This window comes from Kineosporia sp. NBRC 101677 (assembly GCF_030269265.1).
GTDB lineage: Bacteria > Actinomycetota > Actinomycetes > Actinomycetales > Kineosporiaceae > Kineosporia > Kineosporia rhizophila.
In genome coordinates, this window is the sequence record NZ_BSTA01000008.1 from 56,521 (window position 1) to 81,367 (window position 24,847).

At 70.2% G+C, this 24,847-nt stretch carries 1 protein-coding gene; it reads right to left on the reverse strand.

Going from position 1 to position 24,847, the window contains the following annotated elements; all coding sequences use genetic code 11:
- Positions 1-86: 86 nt before the first annotated feature.
- Positions 87-24,659: a toxin glutamine deamidase domain-containing protein gene (locus QSK18_RS22985; RefSeq protein ID WP_285623107.1), complete on the reverse strand. Its 24,573-nt coding sequence runs from the start codon at positions 24,657-24,659 to the stop codon at positions 87-89.
- Positions 24,660-24,847: the final 188 nt, after the last annotated feature.

Consider the following 24,847-nt stretch of genomic DNA (forward strand, 5'->3'; position numbering starts at 1 on the left):
GTCGCTCTCCGTACCTACAGTCGGGCTGACTTCCTGGGGGTCGTTCACATCTTTCACCTTTTCCCCGATCGGGCCAACGGTGAGTGTCATCGCTCACCCTCCCCGGGCCCGTGCAGGCCGGACGCCAGCAGGGCGAACGCCTCAGCAACAGCCTGGTCGGAGTGGGAGGGCAGCGGACTGGGCGCCGCCGGGCGGTCCGGCTCCCGGCGCGGCTTCTGGTCACCGTTGTCGTCCGGCGTCTTGATCGCGGCGGCCACGCCGGTGGTGGAGTGGTCAGTCCGATGGGGGACGGAGGTGTCCGGCGTGGTCTCGGACGGCGCCGGCGTAGGTGGCTCGGGAGAAATTGAGGACGCGGGTGTGGGGTCGGGCGCGGACGGCGGGCTCCCAGGGGCGGCGAGTGTTTGAGAAATGCTTACGGACGTCCGTGGTGGGGTATCCGTCACCGGTGAGCCAGCCGGAGTGGCTGGGTTGGGCACCTCGACCGACCCGGCCAGCAGAGCACCGAGCACGTCGTCGCCGGTAGCCGTGATGTGCCCACTCGGCCGGATCACCACCGGCTCCACCGGCACCGGCGGCGCAGGCAGGGACGGCCGCACCGGCGCCCGCGACGGATCCGGACGCCCGAGGTCGAACACCACCGGGATCAGGTCGTCGGCGAGCTCAGCCACCGGACGCACCGTCTCCCGGGTGGGCAGCCCGGTGCCACCCTGCGCCGACCAGGACTGCAGCAGCGCGGCCAACAGCACTACGCTCAGTCCGCTACGGATCTGCTCCCTGGCCTCGTCGCCCCGCTCCGCCACCCCCTCGGTCACCGCCAGGCGGTTGTTCACCATCGAGTTGGCCACGAACGACAGCGGCGCCACGGCCACCGGCTCGAAGTTGTCCACCACCAGCTCGGCCTGCGCCTCGAGCCCGGCCCACCAAGCGCCGCGGGCGGCCACGAGGTCGGGCGCGGAGCCGGTGAGCTGGGTGAGCCGCTGCCGCAGGGCGACATGATGCAGATCGTCGGGCCCCAGAGCCGGAACGGACACCGTGTGCGAAGGCTCCGGCGTACTTGGCTGGGGCAGCCTCGGCAGGCCCAGCGCCCCCACCAAAGTGCTCACCATCGCCTCGGCTGCCTTGGCGGCCGGCTCGGTGAGGCCACCAGTGAACTGCAAAGCATCCCGGAGGAACACCATAGCCATCGGAAGGACCTGCTGAAGCAGCGGTTCCGAGGCCGAAGAACCACTGACCCGGCCGACGATCTCCCCAGCAATCTGGCGTAGCTCGGAAAGAACGTCCGACGGCAGAACACTCAAGCTCTCCTCGGCCGAGTTCGCCTGCTGCAGCAGCCAGTTCTGACGAGCATCAACGAAAACCTGCGGACCACGCGCACGCTGCATAGCCACATCACCAAGGCCGGCCACCAACGGATGCCGCGAGAGATCGATCTGGTCGACCCGCCCCTCAGGCAGCTCCGCCTCCCCCGCCGCCCCCCGACCCGACACCGCTTCACCCGAGCCCACCTCAACCGGGCTCACCTCAACCTGGCTTACCTCGACCGGCACCGACTCACCGTGGCCCACGCCACCCGGCTCCAAAGTGTCCGCCGCCAACTGCCCCGGCCCCGGCTCGCCCAGCTCACCCGACACCGCGTCAAGCGCCGCCCCTCGGCCCAGCGCAGCCCCATCCTCGGCCGCGGAACCGAGCGTCCGCTCCCCGCGCACCTCTTGAGCTGGCCCCGACTCGTCCAATACCACTGCACCGCGGGCCAACTCGCTTGCAGACAGCCCACCCGACCCGAACTCGTCCGCCGCTACATCACCGGACGCCGACCCGACCGTTGCCTTCCCAACGCCCGCCAGCTCGCTTGTTCCCACCCCAACACTTGTCAGATCGTCCGACGCCACTCCACCGGACGCCACCCCGACCGTTGCCCCGCCAGCACTCACTGGCTCGTCGATAGCCAACCCCATGCCCGCCGACGCGTCCGCCGCAACCCCGCCGGACGCCGACCCAACCCTCGACTCACCAAGCCCCACCAGCTCGTTCGAGGTCAGCCCCACGCCAGCCCGATCGTCCAACGCCACTCCACCGGAAACCGACCCGGCCGTTGCCTCTCCAGCACTCACCGGCTCGTCGGTAGCCAACCTCACGCCCGCCGACGCGTCCGCCGCAACCCCGCCGGACGCCGACCCAACCCTCGACTCACCAAGCCCCACCAGCTCGTTCGAGGTCAGCCCCACGCCAGCCCGATCGTCCAACGCCACTCCACCGGAAACCGACCCGGCCGGCGCCCTCGCAACGCTTGCCGACTCGTCCGTTGTCACCTCTACCAACGCCGGGGCGTCCAGCGCCGCTCGGCGGGTGCTCGACTCTCCCGCGGCCACAGCTTCCCGCTCGGCGAGCACCTCCTTCACCGTCTCCAGCATCGAGCGCCGGACGCTGCGCACGCCGCTCTCCCCCGTGGTGGCGATCTCCCAGGTGTTGCGCGTGTCGAGCGCCGCGTGGATGCGCGCGTCGGCGGCGATCCCGTCCGGACGGCTCACCCGCAGCTCACCGAAAGGCGTTGCCAGCGGACCGGTCACCGCAACCACCCGGATACCCGCCGGCAGACCGGCCGTGCCAGCCACCCCGTCCAAAATCGGGGTTCCGGCCGGCAGGGAATCCGACACGAGAACGACTACCCGGATGCGCTTGTCGTGCTCGAGGATCGGCCTCACGTAGCGGCTGGCGAAGTCGGCCGGTGAGACGTCCTCGCCGTAGACCCGGAAGGTGGTGGGCGGCACCGGCTGCTGCCGGGCGCCGAACTCGGCCGCGATCGGCGGCTGCGGCGTGCGGAACGCGGTGTGGATCACGGCGACGCTGGGGTCGTCGATGGCCGGGAATGCCTGTGTCGCATCCAGTTCCCGGGCATTAGGAGAATGGTGGACGTCGGCGGGCAGGTACCAGCCGGAGGGCACCTTGATCGGTACCGGCGTGGCGGCCCAGTCGCGCAGTCCGGCGTCGTGCAGCAGGCGCTGGGGCGACCAGGCCGCCTCGAACAGGTTGCGCACCCGGAAGGTCAGGGGCAGTTCGGTGCCGCCGTAGCCGATCTTGTCCCGTTCGTTGCGGGTGGTCAGGGTGATCGTGACCAGGGCGTCCAGGTGGACCGGGCCGAACCAGGTGGTCTCCAGCGACCAGGCGTCCCAGTTCGAGCCGGCCCGGTGCGAACCACCGGCCTGGATCTTGGTCCTGCCCGAGTACATCGGGGCCGCGATGCCCAGCGGGGTGACCGATTCCGGGGCCGGCCTGCCCCCGTTCTGGGCGAGCGGGGCCTGGGGCGGGTTGCCGCTGAAGTACTCGTTCGGGGCGCCGCCCCGGGCCGAGCCGGCCAGGTCCTGCCGGCCGATCGGGGTGGAGTTCATCGTCATCACGTCGGCTTTGCCGGTCACCTGGGCCGCCGGGAACACGGTGGTGACCTTGGGGGCGACGAGCCGGAAGCTGACCGAGAGGCTGCCCGTGGTGTCGGTGAGCACGCTGCCCGTAGAACGGAGGGGGACCGGCAGGCGGGTGTTCGTCCCGCTCGCCCCGGTTCCGGTCTTGAGCAGGTGGTTCTCCAGCACCGCAGGGTCGGACAGAGCCCGCAGTTCGTCCTGGCCGATCTGTCCCCAGGCGGCGAGCAGGGCGGGCGCGCCGGCGTGCTTCTCCAGGGCCTTGGTCCAGGCGTCGTAGAGGTGGCGCACCTTGTCCGGGTCGATCCGGAAGACGATGTCCTTGCCGCGTAGTTCGGCGCCGGTGAAGGAGACCTCGCGAACGCCGGCCGGCACGCTCCCCGGGGCCAGGCGGGAGATGATCGGCTCACCGGTGCCCGGGGGCAGCGGCCGGATCAGGTCGGCGGTGGGTGCCACCACCGACTCGCCCAGCGGCACCACCTTTCGGCCCACCGTGGCCGCGGTGCCCGACGGGGTGGAGGCGGTGACCTTCTGCGAGTGCCGCGAGAGGCTCATCGGCGCGCCGAGGCCAAGCGTGTTCAGCAGCGGCGAGGGGCGCCAGACGCTGATCAGCGTGACCTCGATCTGCACCTCGCCGACCAGCGTGCTCAGGTCGCCCTTGGTCTCGAACCCGTCGTAGCGCATCGGCGCGAACGCGTACGAACCGCCGGATCCGGAGTTCCACCCGCGGGCCAGTTCGGCCACGAACTGGGTCTGCTGGAACGAGGGCCGGGCCAGGCCGTCGACGATCCCGGTGAGACCGGCCGAGAGGTTGATCGCACGGGCCGTGCTCCAGCTCTGGCCGGTGCGCTCGTCGCCCCGGTTGGTGAAGCCGACGGTGCCGTCCAGGCTCTCGGCGCTCAGGTAGCCCCGGCTGCGCGGGTCCCGGTTCAGCCGGATCAGCAGCTGGGTGACCCGCTGGCCGAGGAACCGGCCGTCCACCCGGGTCAGCATCAGGCCGCCGGCGCGTAGCACCGGAGCCTGGGCGTTGAGGGCCTGCGGCGAGAGCATCACGTCGAGGCCACCGCGCATGGTGGTGCCGGAGGTCTGCAGCTGCCAGGCGCCGGTCAGGGCTCCCGGCTCGTACTGGGCCAGCAGGTCACCGGCCGCCCGCAGCACCGGGTTCACCCGGGAGAGCGGCTCTGCCCCGGGCGCCGACAGCAGGTACTCGGGCACCGAGTTGAGCGGCACCACCGGGTATTCCGGCACCAGCGTGGCGTCGGTGTCGCTGAGCGGCGCCAGGGGCACCACACGTTCGGTCTCGTTCTGGCCCATCGGGCCGAACCGCTGGACCCCGCTGGGCGGTTCGGCATCCGCGCGAATCCGCCGAGGCTCGTCCGTACGCAGTTCGGGCAGTTTCTTCGAGGCGTTCGGGGCGAGCAGAGCCTCGAGATCGGTCAGCGTGAACGTGGTGCGGTCGGGGGCGTAGAACTGGATGCCCTGGTCGATGTCCACGTCGGCCGCCGCGGCGCGCACGCCGAGATGCTGGTCCAGACGGCGGCTCTCGGTGAGGTTCCGGGCCGAGACCACGATGATCCGCCAGCGCACGGTGCCGGTGCGGCCGGTGTGCTTCAGATCCATCTTCACCGACTGCCCACCCGAACGGGCCAGCGCCTGTGCCGTGCCCCAGGTATCGGCCTGGGTGAACGAAGGGCCGAAGCGGAAGTGGGTGCCGCCCCCGGCCGGGTTGCCGAAGGCGTCGGTCTCCCGAACCACCGAGACGCCGAACCGGGCGTTGGCGTCGATCCCGAAGGTGGCCGTGCTGGCCGCCGAGAACGTGGCCGAGGTGCCGTACTCCAGGGAGACCCCGGTCTCGAAGGTGGCGCTCGTACCGTCGTCGGTGACTCCGTGAACGACCGGGATCAGTGCGTACTGAGCCTCGCGATCGCCGAAAGTGAGCTTTTGCGACACGTTCCCGGCCTGGCCGGTGGCCTCGCGGACGAACAGGCCGCGCAGGTGGTCCTGGTTGATGTTGGCCAGGGCCCACACCCGGGCGGTGCTGCGTTCGATGCCGACCGCGGCCAGCTGCTCGACCAGGGCCGCGCGCAGCCGGTCCACCCCGTCGACGTGGCGCACCCGGTCGATCGGCCGGATCGCGACGGTGCCGGACGGGTCGGACAGCGGTGAGAACACCCACCCGGCAGAGAACTTCCACCAGGACGCGGCGGCCCGGTCGGGTGTGGTGGTGTGAGTTCCCACCTCGGTGCCGGCGGCGAAACGGTGCAGCCGGCTGTCCACCCTCTCCAGGGCCAGGGGCGGGGACGGCTCGACCGCCTCGCCCGGCGTGGCCGTCAGGCCCCTTTCCAGAAGCGGGTCTTCGAGGGTGGTGAACGGCTCAGGCACCATCCAGGCGGCCAGTGTGCCGAACCGGGCCTGGGTGCGGGCCTCCAGCTCGGGCGCAGGGCGGTGCACCAGCTTTCGCGTCCCGGACTCCAGCGCCTTCACGATCTGCGCCGAGATGTCCCGGGAAAGAACCCGGGTCACCTCGACCGTGAGAGTGACCTCGCTCGGATAGCGGTACACCCAGGCCGGGCCGGAGTAGGTCAGCGGCTTGGTCACCGAGCCTGAGTGCAGCACGTCCACGGTGTCGGTGTGCCCACGGGCGGCCGAGGAGTTGAACGCGATCCGGCCGATGAACTTGCGGCCGGTGCCGGGGATCGGCACGCTCCAGTTCCAGCGCGAGCCCACGGTGACCCCGGTGGTCGTGGTGTCGGCGCCGGAGTGCGTGGTCTCGAACGAGGAGTTCGGCTTGAGCGCGATCGAGGCTTCCTTCACCGCGACCGAGTCGGTGGGCACCGGGCTGGTGCGCCGGGCCGAGATCCCGAACGTGATGTGCTGCACATCGCCGGAGTTCAGCTCCCGCACGTAGGTCTCGCTCCGGCCGCCGGAGGCGAACATCTCCTCCTGCCCCTGGCGCAGGTTCGGCTCGTCGAAGCGCTCGAGCAGCCAGTCCTGCAGGTCGAGCTGCTGGCTGCGGGTCCACTCGTCGACCCGCACCAGTCCCTGACCAGCCCGTCCGGTGCTCTCCACCTGGCCGAGCAGGGCGGTGAACTGCCGCACCAGGTTCTGGGCGCCGGTCAGGCCGAGGGTGCCGGCGAAACCGGCCGGGCCAGTGGGCTTGGTCAGGGCCAGCGGCGCGTAGTGCGTGACCCCGTCGGCCGGGGCCGGAAGGGGTCGGCCCGTGAGTTCGTGCAGCGCCCGCTCGAACAGCGGCGCCAGTTCCTCGGCCACGTAGACCGTGACCCCGAGGTCGGCCTTGAGGTCGGCCGGCACTTCGCCCGGCTTCGTCTGCCCCGCCGTGAGCGTCTCGGCCGAGAGCGTGTAGCGCACCTGCACCTGGTACGGCACGCTCGAGCCGGAACTGGCCACCTTCACGCCGGATCCGGCGGCCAGACCGTTCTTGAGCGTGACCCCCCGGCCGGTGCCGAGCGGGAAACCGATCGCGATGTAGGGCGCGACCGTGCCCAGCGGAGCCGGGCTGACCGCCAGGCCCGCGGTCAGACCGAACGTCCCGGCGTTGCCCTGGGCGCTGAACTGACTGCTGGCGCCACCCTTGTCCAACTGCACCGGCACCTCGACAGGCGGGCCCAGCCGGCGCACGGCCAGCACTTCCGCCCCCGCATGGGTGACCAGCGAGCGTCCCTTGTTCCAAGGCAGTGGCGCCTGCGGCACCTTCGTGCCGAGGATCCGGGGCAGCTCGGCCCGCAGCACGGTCTCGGTCAGCCGGTGCTCGATCACCCGGGCCAGCTCGGAGCCACCGACCGGCGAAAGCGTCCGCACGAGAGCCTGGTTGAGGAAACCGAGGCCACCGACCGGCCCGATACCGGGCATCACCCCGGCCAGCGCCCCGGTGAGCGGGGACTGCTCGGAACCCACGAACCACGGGCCCGGGGCCGGCACGTGCGCGACCACCTTCTCCGGGAACCCCACCCGCAGCGTCTCGTTGAGCGCGGCCCGGTGCCGGACGGCGCGCTTCCCGGTGACCCGGACCTCGCTGGCCAGACGCGCGGGAAGGTCGAAGTAGACCTGCTTGCCCGAGGCGGAAATGGTCTCGGTGGTGCTGGAGTCGAGGGTGAAACCGAGGCTGCGGGAGGTGGTGGAGCTGGCGTTCAGACCGCCGTACGGCAGGAGCACCAGGTTGCCCTGGGCGATGCTGACGAACAGCGAGGCGTCGAAGGTGCCGGTGCGGGAGAACTCCTGGGAGATGTTGGTGGAGCGGGCCACCAGCTTGTCCATCGGCCCGGCGGCGGTCTCACCGGAGCGCAGCAGCGGCTGCTGCGACGGGCGCACCCGCTGGCCGCGAGCCCGGTCCACGTCCTCCAGGCGCAAGGTCAGCGTGTGGCCGGCGGCGCTCACTTCGAGTCCGCCTTCCAGCATCGAGCGCACCGCAGTGGTGGCCCCGAACTCGTTCAGGTGACCGGTCAGCCCTTCCTGCAGGGCAGCCAGGGTGGCCGGAGCCGGCGCGGGGGTGAAGTTCGTGGCCCGCGCCACGAAGGCCTGCTCGGAGAAGCCCACACCGCCGAAGCTCTCGGCCCGGCCGCCCGGCCCGAACGCGAACTGCTGCCCACCGGCCACCACACCGGCCCCGGCCACCGGGAAGACCGGGGTCTCGGCGAAGCCGCTGGGCAACTGGGCCGCGGTGGCCGTCTGGTCGAGCTGTTCGGCCGCCAGTCGCTCGACCACGTCCTGGGTCGTGCGAGTGAGCACGGCCGCGTCCTGACCGGCGGCCAGGCGGGCGAGGTCACGGACCATCGAGACCAGCACCAGCGCGTCGGCCAGGTCCGGAACCAGGTCACCGCCGGCCTGGGCGACCAGCCGCACCCAGTCCGGGTTGGTCGGTGCGGGCACCATCTGCGGGTCGATCTGCGCCTCGATCCGCTCGGCGACCGTGGCCATGATCCGCTCGTGCTGCGGGTCCACGTCGGCGCTTCGCAGCCCGTCGTCGAACCGACCGGCCACGAACGGCGCCCAGGCCAGGTTCTCGGCCAGACCACGCAGCCGTTCCTGGTCGGCCACCTCGCCGGTGGCCTGACCCGCCGCAGCGTCGAAGCTCTGAGCTCCCCGGCCCGCCAGTTCGTCCATCGCTTCGGCCAGGGTGCCGTCGGCCGAGAGCCGGGCGATCCGGTCCAGCCCGGCCAGGAAGGCCCGGGCCTCGGCGTCGCCCAGCAGTGTGTCGAGCAAGAGCTTTTGGACGACTTCGGCCGCCAACGGCGCTCGGGCGGCGGAGAGTTCGTCGAGCCCCATGGGCAACCGGTCGGCGATCTGGCGCAGGCCGGCGATCAGCGCGGCCGACCGGGCCGAGTCCAGAACGGCCGGGGTGACGGTCGTGGGCTCCGGTGCCTTCACCGGCCGGACCGGATCCAGGTTCTGGAGCTCGAACGTCGGCGCGGCGCTGGTCGAGGCCAGGCCGGGCATGGCCGAACTCGCGGTCGGTTCCGAGCTCATGGGCGCCGACCCGAGCCCGGGCAACGGGGTGAGCTCGCTCAGCGCCACCGGCTGCGCGCCCGCGAGATCGCCCGACATCGGCCACAGCTCGAACCGGGTGACGCCGTCGGGCAGCAAGGCCGCTCCACCCGCCTGGGCATCGAGGAACCAGACCCGGCCACCCCTCGTCACCACATTGATCACGTGACCCGAACCCCGCGCGGGAACGTCGAAGACCAGGGCGGCCTGGGTGCCTTCGCCGGAGGCGAGCATGGCCGAGTGGATCTGCTCCAGCGATCCGGTGCGCAGAACCTGAGGTAGTGCGTCGTCGGCCAGACCCAGCTGCTGCCGCTGCCAGGCCGCCAGTTCGGCGTGCGACCACATCTCGCTGGGTGGTGCCTGGAACCGGCCACCCTCACGCAGGGCGATGGAGAGCGTGATGAACGAGATCACGCAGTTGGTGTCGAACTCACCACCCCGGGCCCGGTACGGGTTGATGCCGCCGACCTCCGGGAAGTGAACGCGAACCTCGGCGTCGTCGCCCAGCAGGCGGCCGGTGCTCTCACCCAGGCCGGCGATCCCGTAACGGGTGCCCCAGTTGTCGGCCAGCTGCTCGGAGATCAGGCCCAGGTCGCGCGTGGTGAAGCCGGGACGGGTCTGGTACCAGGCCTTGAAGTCGCGCCACGTCTGCCGGCCGCCCTGCAGATAGGCATTGCGCAGATCGGCCATCCAGGCGGACTGGTACGAGCCGAACCGGGCCACCAGCTGATCCACCCGGGTCAGGGTCTGCAGCGTGTCCCGCAGCCCGGCCGGGCTGCCGAAGACGGCCAGGCCGTCGTCCCAGGCCTGGGCGACCGGGTCCCAGCCGAGCTGCCCGGCCAGGCGCTCCAGCTGCTCGCCCAGTCCCTGCTTCTCGGCCGGGTTCAGCCGCAGCACGCTCTGCCACTGCTCGCTCTGGGTGAAGCGGCCGAACTCGGTGTAGAGCTCGGTGAAGCCGCTGACCCACTGCCATTCGCCGTCGGCGTTCTCGTAGCCGCTGTCGCGGAAGCCCCGCAGGGCCTCGATCCGGCCGGCCACGTCACGGGAGGAGACGCGCTGGACGTAGGCGATGCTGGCGTGGGCGGCCTTGGCGGCGTCACTGAATCCGGCCACCGCCCACTCGTCCAGCTTGTACAGCTGCCCGGAACGGGTCGGGGCGTTGTCCACCACCAGCAGCGAGTAACGCATCTGGCGGCCCGGGTCGTGCGGCGGGTTGATGTCCTGGTTCACGCCCAGGTTCGCCCAGCGCTGCATCCGGTCGGTGCTGATCGAGCCGGGCTCCTCCAGGTAGGAGACCTTGTGCCCGGAAAGGACGAACGCTTCCAGGTTGCCGCTGCGGAAGCCCAGGTGCTGGGTGTGGGCGGCCAGGTTCAGGTACTCGTACACGCCGAGCTGGTTCACCCGGGCATCGCTGGAAAGGTGCGCGGAGCCGGGAGTGATCAGATGGGCCGCGGACGGGTCTTTCCAGAACTCGGTGAGATCGGCGACCTGGAAGTTGCCGCCGGTGTTGAAGTAGGCGTCGGCCATCTGCTGGTAGTGGTTCACCGGCTTGCTCCCGGCCGTACCCCAGTCGGGGTGCCGGTCGCCGGCGATCACTACCAGGCGGTGCCGGCCCGGGGGCACCGAGCCGCTCAGTTCCCCGAGCAGCTGCGCCACCCCGGTGAGGCTGGTGTCGTGCTCGATGTGGGCCTTGCCCTTCTTACCGCTGAACCGCGACCACAGCACCAGCACCTCGGTGTGCGGCGTGAGGTGAATCCCCTTGCTCTGCAGCCACTGCCCGATCGCCGGGCCGCGGGCGGCCATCGAGACCGGGTCGATGCGCAGGGCCTGCTTGAACCGGCCGCCGAAGTCCTCGGCGAACTGCTCCACGTAGCGGGTCCCGAAGGTCACCGAGACCTGGTCCAGGTCGGCGAAGGCGGACCGGGCCGAGCGGGTCAGCTCACCGATCGTCTGCACGCCCATCACCGTGACCTGGTCGCCCACCCCCGTGGCGCGGTAGAAGTCCCGGATCGACTTGGCCAGCGGGCGGATCGCCGCGTCCGGCCCGTTCGCGGCCGGGATGCCCAGGGCCACGTGCGCGTTGGGGTTGTGCAGCAGCGTGGCCAGGATGCCCCACTGGTCGCCGGTGGCCATACCGGGATGGGTGATCAGGAAGGGCTGGTCGTAGCTCTCCAGCAGCTCGGCCTGATCGGCCATGCCCAGCCGCGGCAGGTCGGTCAGCTCGTTCACCGAAACCGCCCGGGCACCGACGGGATCGGCGATCTCCGGCGACATCGGCCAGAACTCGACCTCGCTCACACCGTGCGGCAGAACCGCTGCCCCACCGGCCTGGGCGTCCAGGAACCAGACCTCGCCGTCGCGCGTGACCACGTTGACCACATGCCCGAAGGATTGCGTGGGCACGTCGAAGACCAGGGCCGCCTGAGCCCCCTCGCCGGCCCGCAGCATGGCCGCGCGGATCGCGTCGAGATCGGTGGTCCGGAGCACCCGCGGCTGGGCATGGTCGGCCAGTCCCAACTGCTGCCGCTGCCAGGCCATCAGCTCCTGCTGCGACCACATCTCGCTCGGCGGGGCCTGGAACGCCTCACCCTCGCGCAGCGCGATCGACAGGGTGATGTACGAGATCACGCAGTTGGTGGAGAACTCACCGCCGAGGGCCAATCGCGGGTTGACGTGACGGATCTCCGGGAACCGGGCCCGCACCACCAGGTCGTCGCCGAGCGGCTGCCCGATCCGGTGTTCCCCACCGGCGAGCCAGCGCCGGCCGGTCCAGTTCTCCCGCAGCTGGCCGCGGATCAGCTCCAGGTCGTTCGTGGTGAACCCGGGCTGGTAGCCGAACGCGGCCTTGTACTGCTTCCAGGCCTGCTTACCGGCGTCGCTGCCGTCCTGCCGGTACGCGGCCCGCAGATCGGCCATCCACGCGGACTGGTACGAGGCCAGGCGCTCGACCAGGCTGTCCAGCCGCTGCATCGTCTGGACCGTCTCGGCCAGCCCCGCCGTGGTGGTGAAGGCGGCCCGGGCGTCGTCGCCGGTCCCGGTTCGGTAGTCCCAGCCCAGCTGATCGGCCAGGCGCTGCAGGGTGGTGCCGAACTCCGCCTTCTCGGCCGGGTTCAGCCGCAGCACGTAAGTCCATTCCGGGCTGTTGGCGAGCCGCGAGAAACCGGCCCACAGCTCGTTGATACCGCTGACCCACTGCCATTCACCGCGCGCGTTCCAGTATCCGCTGTCGCGGAAACCGCGCACCGCATCGGTCTTCGGGCCAGACACCCGCTCGATGTAGGCGAGACTGGCATGGGTGTCCTTGGCCAGCTGACTGAAGCCCTGGGTGGCCCACTCGTCCAGCTTGTAGATCTGCCCGGCCCGGGTGGGCGCCTGCTCGGTCACCAGCAGCGAGTACCGCATCGAGCGGTCCGGGTCGTGCGCCGGGTTGATCTCGCGGTTGACCCCGAGGTCGGCCCAGCGCTGCATCCGGGCGGTGCTGATCGAGGCCGGCTCTTCCAGGTAGGACACGTGATGCCCGGAAAGGACGAACGCCTCCAGATTGCCGCTGCGGAAGCCCAGGTGCTGCACCCGGGAGTTCAGGTGCAGGTACTCGTACACGCCGAGCTGGTTCACCCGGCTGTCGCCGGACAGGTGCGCGGGACCGGGAGTGATCAGATGGGCCGCCGACGGGTCCTTCCAGAACTCGGTGAGATCGGCCACCCGGAATCCCGGCCCGCTGAACGCCGTGGCCATCTGCTGGTAGTAGTCCACCGGCTTGCCGGTGTCGGTTCCCCAGGTCTTGGGCCGGTCACCGGCGATCACGACCAGACGGTCCCGTCCGGGGGTCGGGTTCGCCTGTAGGTCGGAGAGCAACTGACGGACGCCGGTGAGGCTGGTGTCGTGTTCGATGTGGGCCTTGCCGTTCTTGCCGCTGAACCGCGACCACAGCACCAGCACCTCTGTGTTGGGGGTCACCGTGACCCCCTTGCTGCTCAGCCATTCCGCGATGACTGGCCCACGGACGTCCATTGTTCTGGTGTCGATCCGCAACGCCGACTTGAACTGCTCGCCGAAGTCCTCGGCGAACTGTTCCACGTAGCGGGTGCCGAAGGTGAGGGAAACCGGCTGCAGGTGCGGGAACTGGTTCTTGGCGGCCCGGGTGAGCTCACCCATCGAGTGCACGTCCATCACGGTGACCTGGTCCATCACACCGGTCGCGCGGTAGAAGTCGCGGATCGACTCGGCCAGCGGTCGCATCGCCGCATCCGGCCCGGTCGCGGACGGCACACCGAGGGCCACGTGGGCGTTCGGGTTGTGCAGCAGCGTGGCCAGGATGCCCCACTGGTCGCCGGTCGCCATGCCCTGATGGGTCAGCAGGAACGGGACGTCGGGAGCGGCCAGCAACTGGTCCTGGTCCAGGGTGCCGAGCCAGGGCAGATCGGTGAGGTCTTCGGCCGGAACCGGCCGGGCACCTTCCAGATCGCCGATTCCCGAGGACATGGGCCAGAACTCGAAATCGTTCACGCCGTGCGGCACCACGGCCGCGCCACCGGCCTGGGCGTCGAGGAACCAGACCTCACCGTTCCGGGTCACCACATTGACCACGTGCCCGAAACCCTGCTCCGGAAGGTCGAACACGAGGGCCGCCTGGGCCCCCTCACCGGCCTTCAGCATGGTCGCGCGGATCCCGTCCAGCCCAGCGGTCCGAAGCACCCGCGGCTGAGCATCGTCCGCCAGCCCCAGCTGCTGCCGCTGCCAGGCCATCAGCTCCTGGTGCGACCACAACTCGCTCGGCGGGGCCTGGAACGCCTCACCCTCGCGCAGCGCGATCGACATGGTGATGTACGAGATCACGCAGTTGGTCGAGAACTCGCCACCCCGATGGAGATCGGGGTTGACCCTCCGGATCTCCGGGAAGTGCGCGCGCACCTGCAGTTCGTCGCTGAGCAAGCGCCCGGCCCGCTGCTCCTGGCCCCCCAGCCAGTGCTGCCCGGTCCAGTTCTCCCGCAACTGGCCGCGGATCAGATCCAGGTCGTTCGGGGTGAACCCGCGTTCGTAGCCGAAGGCCGCCTTGAAGTCGTGCCAGGCCTGCTTGCCTCCCTGCAGATAGGCCGGCCGCAGTTTGTCCGCCATCCACGACGACTGCAGATCACCGAACGGCTTGACCAGATCGTCGACCCGCCGCATGGTCTGCAGAACGTCCCGCAGCGCAGGCCAGTCGTGGGCGAAACCGGCCCGGCTCTCGTCCCAGCGCGCAGCGTTCCAGTCCCAGCCCAGCTGATCGGCCAGCTGCCGCAACTGAACCGGCAGGTCGGCCTTCTCCGGCGGGGTGAGCCGCATGACGTAGGGGGCGTACTGGTTCTGCGCGAAGTCGCCGAACTTGCCCCAGAGCTCGTTGAAACCGCTGACCCACTGCCACTCACCGTCGCCGTTCAGGTAACCGCTGTCGCGGAAACCCTTCACCCCGGCCACCAGCTGGTCGAAGTCGGCCGGGATCCGGAAGATGTAGCCCAGGCTGGTGTGCGCTTCCTTGGCGGCCTGGGCGAACTGCTGTACGGCCCACTCGTCGAGCTTGTAGATCTGCCCGCTCAGGGTGGGCGAACGATCCACCTGCAGCCGCGCGTAGCGCATTTCACGGTGCAGGTCGTGCGGCGGGTTGATGTCCTGATTCACGCCCAGACCGGCCCAGCGCTGCATCCGGTCGGCGCTGATCGAACCGGGCTCCTCCAGGTACGAGACCTTGTGCCCGGAAAGGACGAACGCCTCCAGGTTGCCGCTACGGAAGCCCAGGTGCTGAGTGTTGGCGTGCAGGTTCAGGTACTCGTACACACCGAGCTGGTTCACCCGAGCATCGCTGGTCAGATGGGCGGGGCCGGGGGTGATCAGGTGGGCGGCGGACGGGTCCTTCCAGAACTCGGTGAGGTCGACCACCTTGAAATCGGCCGTGCGGTAGTGGTCTCCGCGCTCCTGGAACAGACTGCCCGGCTTGCCGTCGGCGGTGGTACCCCAGTCCCGGTGCCGGTCACCGGCGATCACCACGATCCGCTCACGGCCCGGCGTAACGGTGCGCTGCAGATCACTCAGCAGCTGGTCCACGCCGGTCAGGCTGGTGTCGTGCTCGACGTGGGCCTTCCCCTTCTTGCCGCTGAACCGCGACCACAGCACCAGCACCTCGGTGTCCGGAGCCGGGCTGATCCCCTTGCTGTGCAGCCACTGCCCGATCTGGCCGCCCCGCACCTGCATCGAGGCCGAGTCGATCCGCAGCGCCGACTTGAACTGCTCGCCGAAGTCCTCGGCGAACCGCTCGACGTACCGGGTGCCGAACGTGACCGAGACCTGGTTCGCCGACGGGAAGACCGTTCTCGCCGTCTTGGTCAGGTCGCCCATCGCCCAGACGTCCATCACCGTGACCCGGTCCATCACGTTCGTGGCCTGGTAGAAGTCACGCACCGACTCGGCCAGCGGGCGCATCGCCGCATCCGGCCCGTTCGCCATCGGCATGCCCAGCACGACCCGGGCCTCGGGGTTGTGCAGCAACGTGGCCAGGATCCCCCACTGGTCGCCGGTCGCCATGCCTTGGTGGGTGATCAGGAAGGGCACGTCGGGCCGCGACAACAGCTGCGCCTCGGTCAGCCGGACCGGTGCGGAGGACGAACTCGAGGACGAGCCGTGCACATCCGGGTCGTAGTGCTGCTGGGACGAGGGCGCCCCACCCGGAAGCCACTCGCGGTAGTTCGGCATCCCGTTCTCGTTGGCCCAGCGGCGGAAGATCTCCCGGGCCAGGTCGATGCTGGAGTCCGGCTTCACACCCGGCACCGGGTCGGCCAGCAGGTCGTCCAGAGCGGCCTGTACGTAGGCGGGATCCGGCCGGCTCGGAACGACCACCCGGTCGCCACCGGCCGCGCGCACCAGGGCATCGTGCTTGCCCCGCACCTTGTCGTACACATTGTCCGACAACGAGATCGACCCGGAACTCTCGGCCGGGCGAGACCGCTTGGCCGGCGGCTGGGTCAGATCTACGGACGTTTGTGGCGACGACGATTCTTCCGACGCCGGACGCTTGAGTCGCGTCGGCAGAACAGCCTCGCCCGTCTCGCCCATCCGCACGTCGGGCGCACCCTCGGCCCACGTGCCGGAGAGGCGGTCGCCGATCCTGGCCAGGTCGCCGTCGGTGAAGCCCCTGGTGTCGGCGAAGGGCGCCTTCAGCTCGTCCCAGCGGGCTGCCTGACCGGTGTCCAGCAGGTCGGCCCGCAGCTTGACCAGCCAGGCCGAGCGGTCCTTGGAGAGCGGGTCGAGCAGCCGGGACAGTTCGCGGATGTTCTCCACGGTGTCCCGCTGACCGGCCTTGTCGTCGAACAGCGCGCGCTTCTTGTCAAGCTGCCAGTGGCCCTCGTCCTGGTGCCAGCCGAGCTGCCGGGCGAAGTCCTCCATGCGCTGGACGAGCTGGGGCTTGTCCTCCGGACGGACCCGGATGATGACGTCCTGGTCCCACTCCGGGCTCTTGCGGAGGGCCTCGAACCCGCCCCAGAGGTTGTCGAAGCGGCTGGTCCGCTGCCACTGCCCGCTCTGGTTGGCGAATCCGTTGTCGCGGAACTCGCGCAGCGCCTTGGCGATCTGGTTGTGCCCCAGCCGGGCATCGAAGTTCTTGACCACGAAGTCGAGGGCGTAGAGCGCGTCCGCCACCGACTCCATCAGGCCTTCGAGCTGGGGGTTGGTCACACCCCGCACGGCCAGCTCGTCCACCTTGTAGAGCTGCCCGCTCGCGGTCGGCGCGCGCTCCAGCTCCAGCAGCCGGTAGCCCAGGTCGTTCCAGGGCTTCATCCGTCCGGAGCTGAACGAGAGGTTCTCCTCCAGGTAGCTGACCTTGTGCCCGGAGAGGACGAACGCCTCCAGGTTGCCGCTGCGGAAGCCCAGGTGCTGCAGGTTGCCGTTCTGGTGCAGGAACTCGTAGATCCCGAACTGGTTGAGCCGGGCGTCGGAGCTGAGGAACGGGTTCGCACCGGGTTTGATCAGCGGGTGGCTGGTGACGTCGTCCCAGAACTCGGTCAGATCGGCGACCTTGAAGGTGGGCGAGTCGCCGTAGCTGTCGGCCAGCTGCTGGAAGTAGTCCCGCGGTTTGTGGCCCGGGGTGCCCCATTCCGGGCGGCGGTCACCGGCCAGCACCACCACCCGGGGCCGGCCGGCCGACGTCCTCAGGTCGTCCAGCAGTTGGCTGATGCCGGTCAGGCTGGTGTCGTGCTCGAGGTGGGCGTTGCCCTTCTTCCCGCTGAACCGGGTCCACAGCACCAGGACCTCGGTGTCCGGGGTGAGCCGGATCCCCTTGCCGTCCAGCCACTCCCCGATGGCCTGGCTGCGCCCGGCCATCGACGTCTCGTCGATCCGCAGGGCCTGCTTGAAGGTGTCGCGGAAGGCCCCGCCGAACTCGGCCTGGTACTTGGTCACGTACTTGGTGCCGTAGTTCAGCGGCACGATGTGGCCCAGATCCACGTCCGGGTGCTTCTTCAGCGCCTTGCCGAAGTCGTCCAGGGCGTTCATCGGCACCGGGATCACCCGGTCCCCCACCCCGGCCGCGTGGTAGATGCTGTTCATCGTGTCCGCGCCCCGCGCCGACACCGCGTCCAGGGCCGGGCGGCCCAGGGCCACCTGGGCGTGCGGGTTGTGCAGCAGCGTGGCCAGCACGCTCCACTGGTCGCCGGTGGCGTAACCCGGGTGCTTGACGATGAACGGGCTCGCGCGCTCGATCGCGGGCAACTGGGCCCGGCCCTGCCCCTGGGGGGCGGCCTGCTGCCTGCCCTTGCCCTTCCAGTTCGGCGCGCCCCCCAGCAGCCGGTCGGGCTGGCGCAGGTCGAGCTTCTGGATGATCTCGGTGGCGATGTTGCGTACCGGCTGCACCAGATCGGCCGTGAGCTCCTGCCCAGCGCGCAGATTCGCGCCGAGCAGGGCCGCCGTCACCGGAACCACCTCGGAGTCCAGCCGTAGCTGGCGTGCGTTCGGGTTGGACGGGCGCAGCCAGTCACCGGACTGCCGGAACACCAGGTGCCGGGCCAGGTCGGTGAGTTCGGCCCGCACCCCGGCCGCCAGGCCGGTGACCAGGGCTCCGGCCAGGAGCTCCTGCTCCTTCCACCAGCCCGCGAGATCTCCAGTTCCCGACAGACCCGTGACAAACGTCCGCAATTCGAAGTTCGCCCTGAGGTTCTCGTCGGTGATCTCCTCGATCCGCGAGACCGGCGGTGTTCCGACGGCAGTGTCGACGGCAGTGTCGGCCCCCAGGACGACCCGCAGTTCGTTGGCGGTGAAGGGGACGGCCGGGTGCACCACGAAGTCGTGCGGGCGCAGGATCGGCGGCAGCGCCTCGATCAGGTCGGCAACCTGGGAGAGCCCCGGAACCTGGCCGTTGGCAGTGGGTTCGATGTGCAGAACGCCGTCGAGGTCGCGGGCGGGAACGGCGATGCCGAGGTCGTCGGTGCCGATCGGCCGCACCACCGTGCGCCCGTCGAGCGTGAGGATCTCGAGCGACTTCAGGGCGGGCGAGCCGGGCAGGCTGTCGATCATGGCCTGGCCCCAGCTGGTGCGCCCGGTGACCAGATCGTGCAGGATCTGGCCGGGGTGCATCGGGGTGGCGTGCGCCTCGGTGAGGCCCTGGCGCAGCTGGGTGAGCAGTTCGGCGTTCAGTTGGTTCAAACGGACGTTCGCCTCGGCGAACGCTGAGGGGTTCTCGAGCAGGACCTTGACGTCGTCGACGGCCCGGCCCAGGTTCGCGGTGAAGTCGTTCTGCGCCTGGGTGACCAGATCCTCGTTGCCCAGCTTGTCGAACCGGGCGTCGGCGTGTGCGAGCAGGTTGTCGGCCCACTGGTCGACCTTGACCGGGGCAGTGTCCGGAGTGGTCAGGTGTGGGGCGCGGGGCGGTTCTGCCAGCACCTGGTCGAGCACACCGTCTATGCGGGCGCCCAGGCCGCTGAGACCGGCCCCCGCCGAGTCGACGCGCGTGAAAACGCTGCCCGGGGTGGAGTAGAGCTTGGTGAACACGTCGTTCACCCCGTCCGCGACCGAACCCAGGGCGTCGATCCGGACCTGGGCCTGCTCGGCCGGGCTCAGGTGGGTCAGGTCGGCCTGGTCGATCCGGGCCAGCACCTTGCTCTCCAACGAGTTCGCCGCCACCTCGACCTGCTGGTGGAACCCGGCCCAGGCCTGCGGCGTCTTCAGCAGTTGCTGGTAGGCGAAGTGGAGGTTGACCGGGGCGCTGAGCGAACCGGCGTACTGCACCCCGGCCTTCATCGCCGAGTCCAGGCTGTGGCCGCTGGCCTGATGGATGTTCACCAGGCCCTCGGCCTGGGCCCGGAAGTTGCCCAGCACGGTATCCGAGACCGACTGCGGCACACCGGCTTCGGCGAACCGGGTTTCGAAGATCGCCACGTCGTGATCGAGGGCCGCGGCCGGGTTGTCGTAGAGCTGGCGTCCGCTGGAGAACGGGTTCTCGGTCTGGGGTTTCGGAAGCTGCGGGGCCTGGTCGACGGCGGGCCTGGGCAGCTGGATCCCCTCGTTCACGCTGACCGGCCTGACCTGGACCTGCACCTGAACGTTGCCGCTGTCGCCGGCCCGTACGTCCAGGCGTTCCGGGGTCTGCACCGGCTCGACCTTGAAACCGCCCGCGTCATAAGCGAGCTGCGAACTCGTGCCCGGGCTCTCCAGAGCACTGTGGCCCGGGCTGCCCTCAGCCGACGAAGCGTCGCTGGGCCGGGGCGCACTCCCCTGGGCCTGATCTGCCCGCCAGTCGGCCTGATTCGCCCGCCAGTCAGCCTGGTTCGAACGCCAGTCGGCCTGGGCCGATCGTCCGCCGTGGAAGGCGTCGCCGTGGCTCATCTCGTGGTCGAGCCAGCCCCGACGGCTGCCCCCGGCGCCGTAGGCGTCGTGGAAGGCGACCGCCAGCTTCTCCCGGTAGTCGGTGGCGATGGCGTCGAGGAGCTTCGGTTCGACGTCGGCGCCGTCGGCCATGTCGTGGAACTGGCGTCCGGCGTCGTCCAGGGCGCCGCCGGCCTCGTTCTCGAAACGCAGCCGGTCGGGCACCCCCTGGGTGATCTCGTCGACCTTGGCCGACCAGTTCCGGAACGCGTCGTCACCGAAAGCCTTGTTCAGGGCGGCGGTGTCGGCGAAGTGCTCGAGACCGGCCGGGTAGTCGCCCAGCCCACGGTACGGCGCGGGCGAGCCGGAGCCGGCGGCCGCGTCGCCGAACAGCTCGTCGCGCATCGACTGCAGCTTCGGGTCGATCTCGGGCGTGACCTCGTCGCCACCCCGGCCGGTGAACCGGATGTCCAGGTCGCGCACCGTCTGGTTGAACGAGTTCCGCAGTTCACCGACGTAGTTGATCTTCGCCCGGCCGACCGCGTCGGCCCCGACCTCGTCGCCCCAGGAGGCGTTCCCCTTCGTGCTCGCCACCATGTCGTCGAACTTGGGCAGCGAGGCGAGCAACTCGTCCTCGAACCGGGCCTGCCGGGCGAACGCCTCGGGCAACCCGTCGGCGATCTCGCGCAGCACGTCGTCGAACATCGCCTCCAGCTCGAAGTTCGAGCCCGGCGAGTGCTGCAGGTCCAGGAGGTTGGCCCGGGCCTTGTCGACCACGTCGTTCCAGACCTTGGCCAGGCCGTCCATCGACAGCCCGCCGGGCGGGTCCAGCTCGCGGCCGGGCACGCTGGGCAGGTCCTTGGGCGCGCCGTTGAGCGAGACCGCCCCGTCCCGGTCGCGGAAGATCCGGACCACGTCCGAGGCCTCGAGACCGGGCGGAACACTGCCTGCCCGCAGCGGGTCGGTCTGCCACTGGGCGAACCGCAGTCGGTCGGCGGCCAGGTCCACGTCGCCGCCGGCCTTGGCCGCGAAGTCCTGCCAGACACCCTTGAACACGTCACGGAATCGCTCGAAGGAGGCGTCGCCGTGCAGGGCCTCGATCAGCCGGCGGTCGCCGGGCAGTTGTCTGAGGGCGTTGCGGATCTGGTCGTCGCTCGCGCCGAACGCGCCCAGGCCACCGGACTCCTTGTAGGCCTGGACCGCCGACGGGCCGACATCGCGGGCCTGGACGAACTTCTGGTAGTCGGCCGGGTCGACGCCGAGCGAGTCCAGCGTGGCCCGCAGGGTGTCGGCGTCGACCTTGGCGTTGCTGAAGTTGAGGTCGGCCTGGGCCTTGTCCAGGCTGCGCCACTGCGCCTCGTCCAGGCCCAGCGCCTTCTTCGGGTCGAACGCCTCCGGGGTGGCGAACAGCTCGTTGTCCCTGAGCGTGACCGGGCCGCCGGAGCCGGCACTGCCGCGGACGGCGTCGATCTGCTTCTGGGTCCGGATGTCGATCTCGACCTTGGCCTCGGCGAACTTCAGGTCGCCGGCCTCCAGCCCGGCCAGCCGGGCGTCGACCTCGACTCCGGTGAGCCCGTGCTTGGCCAGGTTCTCCTCGGCCTTGGCGAGCAGCCGTTCGGCGACCACGATGTCGTTCACCTGCTGCACGGCGACGTGGGCGCCGTCCCCGGCCTGCAGTCCGCCGGCCTTGGCCAGCTGGGCCTGGTGCAGCAGCCCCTGGGCGGCCTGGTAGGTGACCACGGCGTCGGCCTGGTTCGGGAACAGCCGGTCGGCCAGGTGTTTCACCTCGGCCAGCGGATCGCCGGCCCCGTGCGGCGTCGGCACCGAGTCGATCGTGCTCGGGGTCTCCGGCCGTACTCCGCCCGGATCGACCACACGCCCCTCCGGGGTGACGGCCAGAGGCTGGCCGTCCCTTGCCGTGAGATCCACGCGCGCAGTGGTGACCTCGCCGCCGGCCAGGTCGGGGCGAGGGCCGGACGACGACCCGGCGCTGTCCACGTCCGGGGTGTGCGCGCTCACCGAGTCCGGCGCGTCGACCCGGCGTGGCACCTCCACGTCGGCCAGTTGGGCCAGGGCGTCCTCGACCCGGTTCGCGCCCGGCGTCTCGATCCGGGCCACCTGCGGCTCGGCGAACCCGCTGCTGCTCTGGATCACCGGCTGCCGGGCCGGGCCGGCGTTGAAGGTGCTGCCGTCGGCCCGCGCGGTGGGCATCTCGATCGGGGCCGGGCCGGCCTGCCCGAGTTTCGCGGCCCCGCCCGCGCCCAGGTTGCTGCCGATGTGGGTGATCGCGTCGTCGGACAGGCTGATCTGGACCGACTCGTCGGTCTTCTTGAGGATCTGGAACTCGTTGTCCATGATCTTCGGCAGCTCACGGAAGGCGAAGTCGCTGAGGTCCGCGTGCAGCTTGGCGTTGTGGATCGAGCCGAAGGCGTTGCCGCCGGCGGAACCACCGGCGAACGAGACCGGGCTCACGCTGCCGGCCCCGGGGAACATGGACTGCATGTTGTGCAGGGCCGTGGTCTGGTCCAGGCCCAGCAGGCTCTGCAGGCCGCCCGGGGTGGACAGGTGGTCGGTCAGACCGCTGATCCCGCTGACCGACACCGGCGCCCCGGCCCCGTCCACCATGCGCAGGTTCGCGCCCAGGTCGACCGAGTTCACGCCGTCGCTCAGCTTCAGGCTGTGCAGGTCGAAGGTGGTGCCGCTGCCGTTGGTGAACTTCAGGTCGGTCAGGCCCAGACCGGTGTTGCCGTGGGTGATCTGGAGCTTGCTCACGTCCACCGAGGCCGCGCCGTCGGTGAATCGCATACCGCCGGTGCCCGCCCCGGCGTCCACCCGCAGCCCGGTCGGGGCCACCGTGGCCACCCCGTCGGTGAGCTTCAGGCCGTTCAGGTCGAAGCTGACGCCCGAGCCGTTGGTGATCTTCAGGTCGTTCAGGCTGATCGAGGCGCCGCTGCCGTCGACGAGCTTCAGGTCGCCGCCCCGCAGGGTGACGTTCCCGTCGGTGATCTGGGTGGTGCCGCCCACCTTGCTCAGATCGCCGAGCTGGTTGAGGTTGCCCACCTTGGTCAGCACGTCGAGGTCACCGATCGCCTTCAGCGACCCGACCGCCCCGGCGCCGCCCAGGCTCTCGGCGATCCCGGGAATCTTCACCGCGCCCAGCCCACCGCCGAGATTACCTACGTTGCCGAGGTTTCCGGGCAGCACCAGCTTGCCCAGCCCGGCCCCGGCCTCCCCCAGCCCGGGGGTGCTGACGTGCGCCCCGGCGTTGGCGATGGCGTCGATGCTGCCGAACTGCCGCAGATCGGCGCCGCCCACGTCACCGAGCGAGGAGAAGGCCGAGTTGGGCACCTGGATGCCGCTCGGGGTGCTGCTGAACGAGGTGTTCGCGTCGTTCACGTGCCAGGTGCCGCTGTTCAGGTCGGCGATCGTGGTGTTGTTGCCGATCTTCACGCTGCCGAAGTCACCGTTCGGCCCGCGCAGCAGACTGGTGTCCACGTCCGGCATCCGGCTCAGCACGTCGGCCTGCCGCAGCGGAGGCATCTCGATGATCGGGCGGGGCAAGGCGGGCGGCGCCTGACCGAGACCGCCGGCCGAGCCGCCGGGGGTGATCAGCTCCGGCTTCATCACCTTCGACCAGGCGTCGTACACGCCCCCGCTGGTCATCGTGATGCCCTTGACGATCTGCACGGTGTCACCGAGCTTGTCGACCAGGGTCATGTTCTTGAAGCTGCTGATGTTCAGGCCACGGCCGAGCACACCGACCTTGAAGGCGTTCAGCACCCCCAGGCCGCGGATCTCGTGACCGGCCATCGGCAGGAAGATGCGCAGCGCCTGCCAGCCGCCCAGCGACTCCTTGGTGAGCTGGACGAACCGGGTGTTCAGGAAGGCGTCGACGGCACTGTTGATCTTGGCCACGCCGGCCCCGGCGAGCTTGCCCAGGCCGTTGACGAAGCCCGAGGAGACGGCCGAGATCGTGGTCTTGGGCAGCGCCACCAGCCCGTGGGCGAAGGCGCCGGCCCCGACCACCGCCTTCGGGATCCAGGCCGCCCCGGCCTTGACCGAGGTGATCACCACGTTGCCCAGGTCGGTGACGTTCTTGGCGATGCCCGACCAGCTCAGGTTCCGGAAGATGTTGGCCAGGTCGTTGCCCAGGCCCTTGACCCCGGCCCAGGCGCCCTTGGCGATCGCCGCGGTGGCCGACTTGATCGAGCTGACCAGGTCGCCCAGCTTGAGCGCGCGGGTGCTCGGGAACAGCACCCCGACCAGCGACAGCAGCAGCTCGCCGATGCTGCTGTTGCCCTGGGCGAAGTCGACGATCTCCTTGACCGCCAGGACCACGTTCAGGGCGAACGCGATCAGGCCGAGCGGGCCACCGACGAAGATCGCGACCACGGTGATCAGCAGGACGATCCAGAAGAAGGCGTCCCAGAACTGTTCACAGGCGCTCTTGGCCCACGGGTTGGTGGCGTGCGCCACCGAGTCCACCGCCGAGGACGCGGTGCCGGCCGCCGCCTCCAGGTCCGACTTGGCCTGTTCGGCCTGCTGTTTCAGGGTCTCCCGGCGGGAGTCGTCCTCGGCCAGGCCCTGGGCCTGGGAGAGCGCGTTGTCGGCGGAGGCCTGGGCGTCGCGCAGCTTCTGGGCGTAGGTCGACATGGCCGGCGAGGCGGTCTCGAACGCGCTGGCCACCGCCGAGAGGAAGGTCTTGGTCTTGGACTCGATCTCCTCGCGGAGCCAGTCGGCGGTCTTGCCGACGAACGCCCCGTCCCCCGTCCCCGACATGATGTTCTTGATCCCCTGGTCCGCCTCGGTGGCGGCCTCCTGGATCAGTTTCATGTAGTTGACGATTCCGTCGACCACTTCGGGGTCGCCGGGCGTCGGGTCTCCACCCAGACCCAGGGGGGACCAGTCGCCGGGACGCGCCAAGACTTCACTCCTCGATCAGCTTCTCGGTTCAGGGGCCGAGGGGGTCTGCGGGCCGGCCGCGCACGCAGGACACCCAGCTGACAACTCTCACCGGCCTCCGGGGTCACGGGCCAGAGCCCGGGCGCCGGGCCGCCCGAAAGCTCCCTGGCAATCTGCCCTCGCGTACCGCCGCGTTGACAAAGCCCATC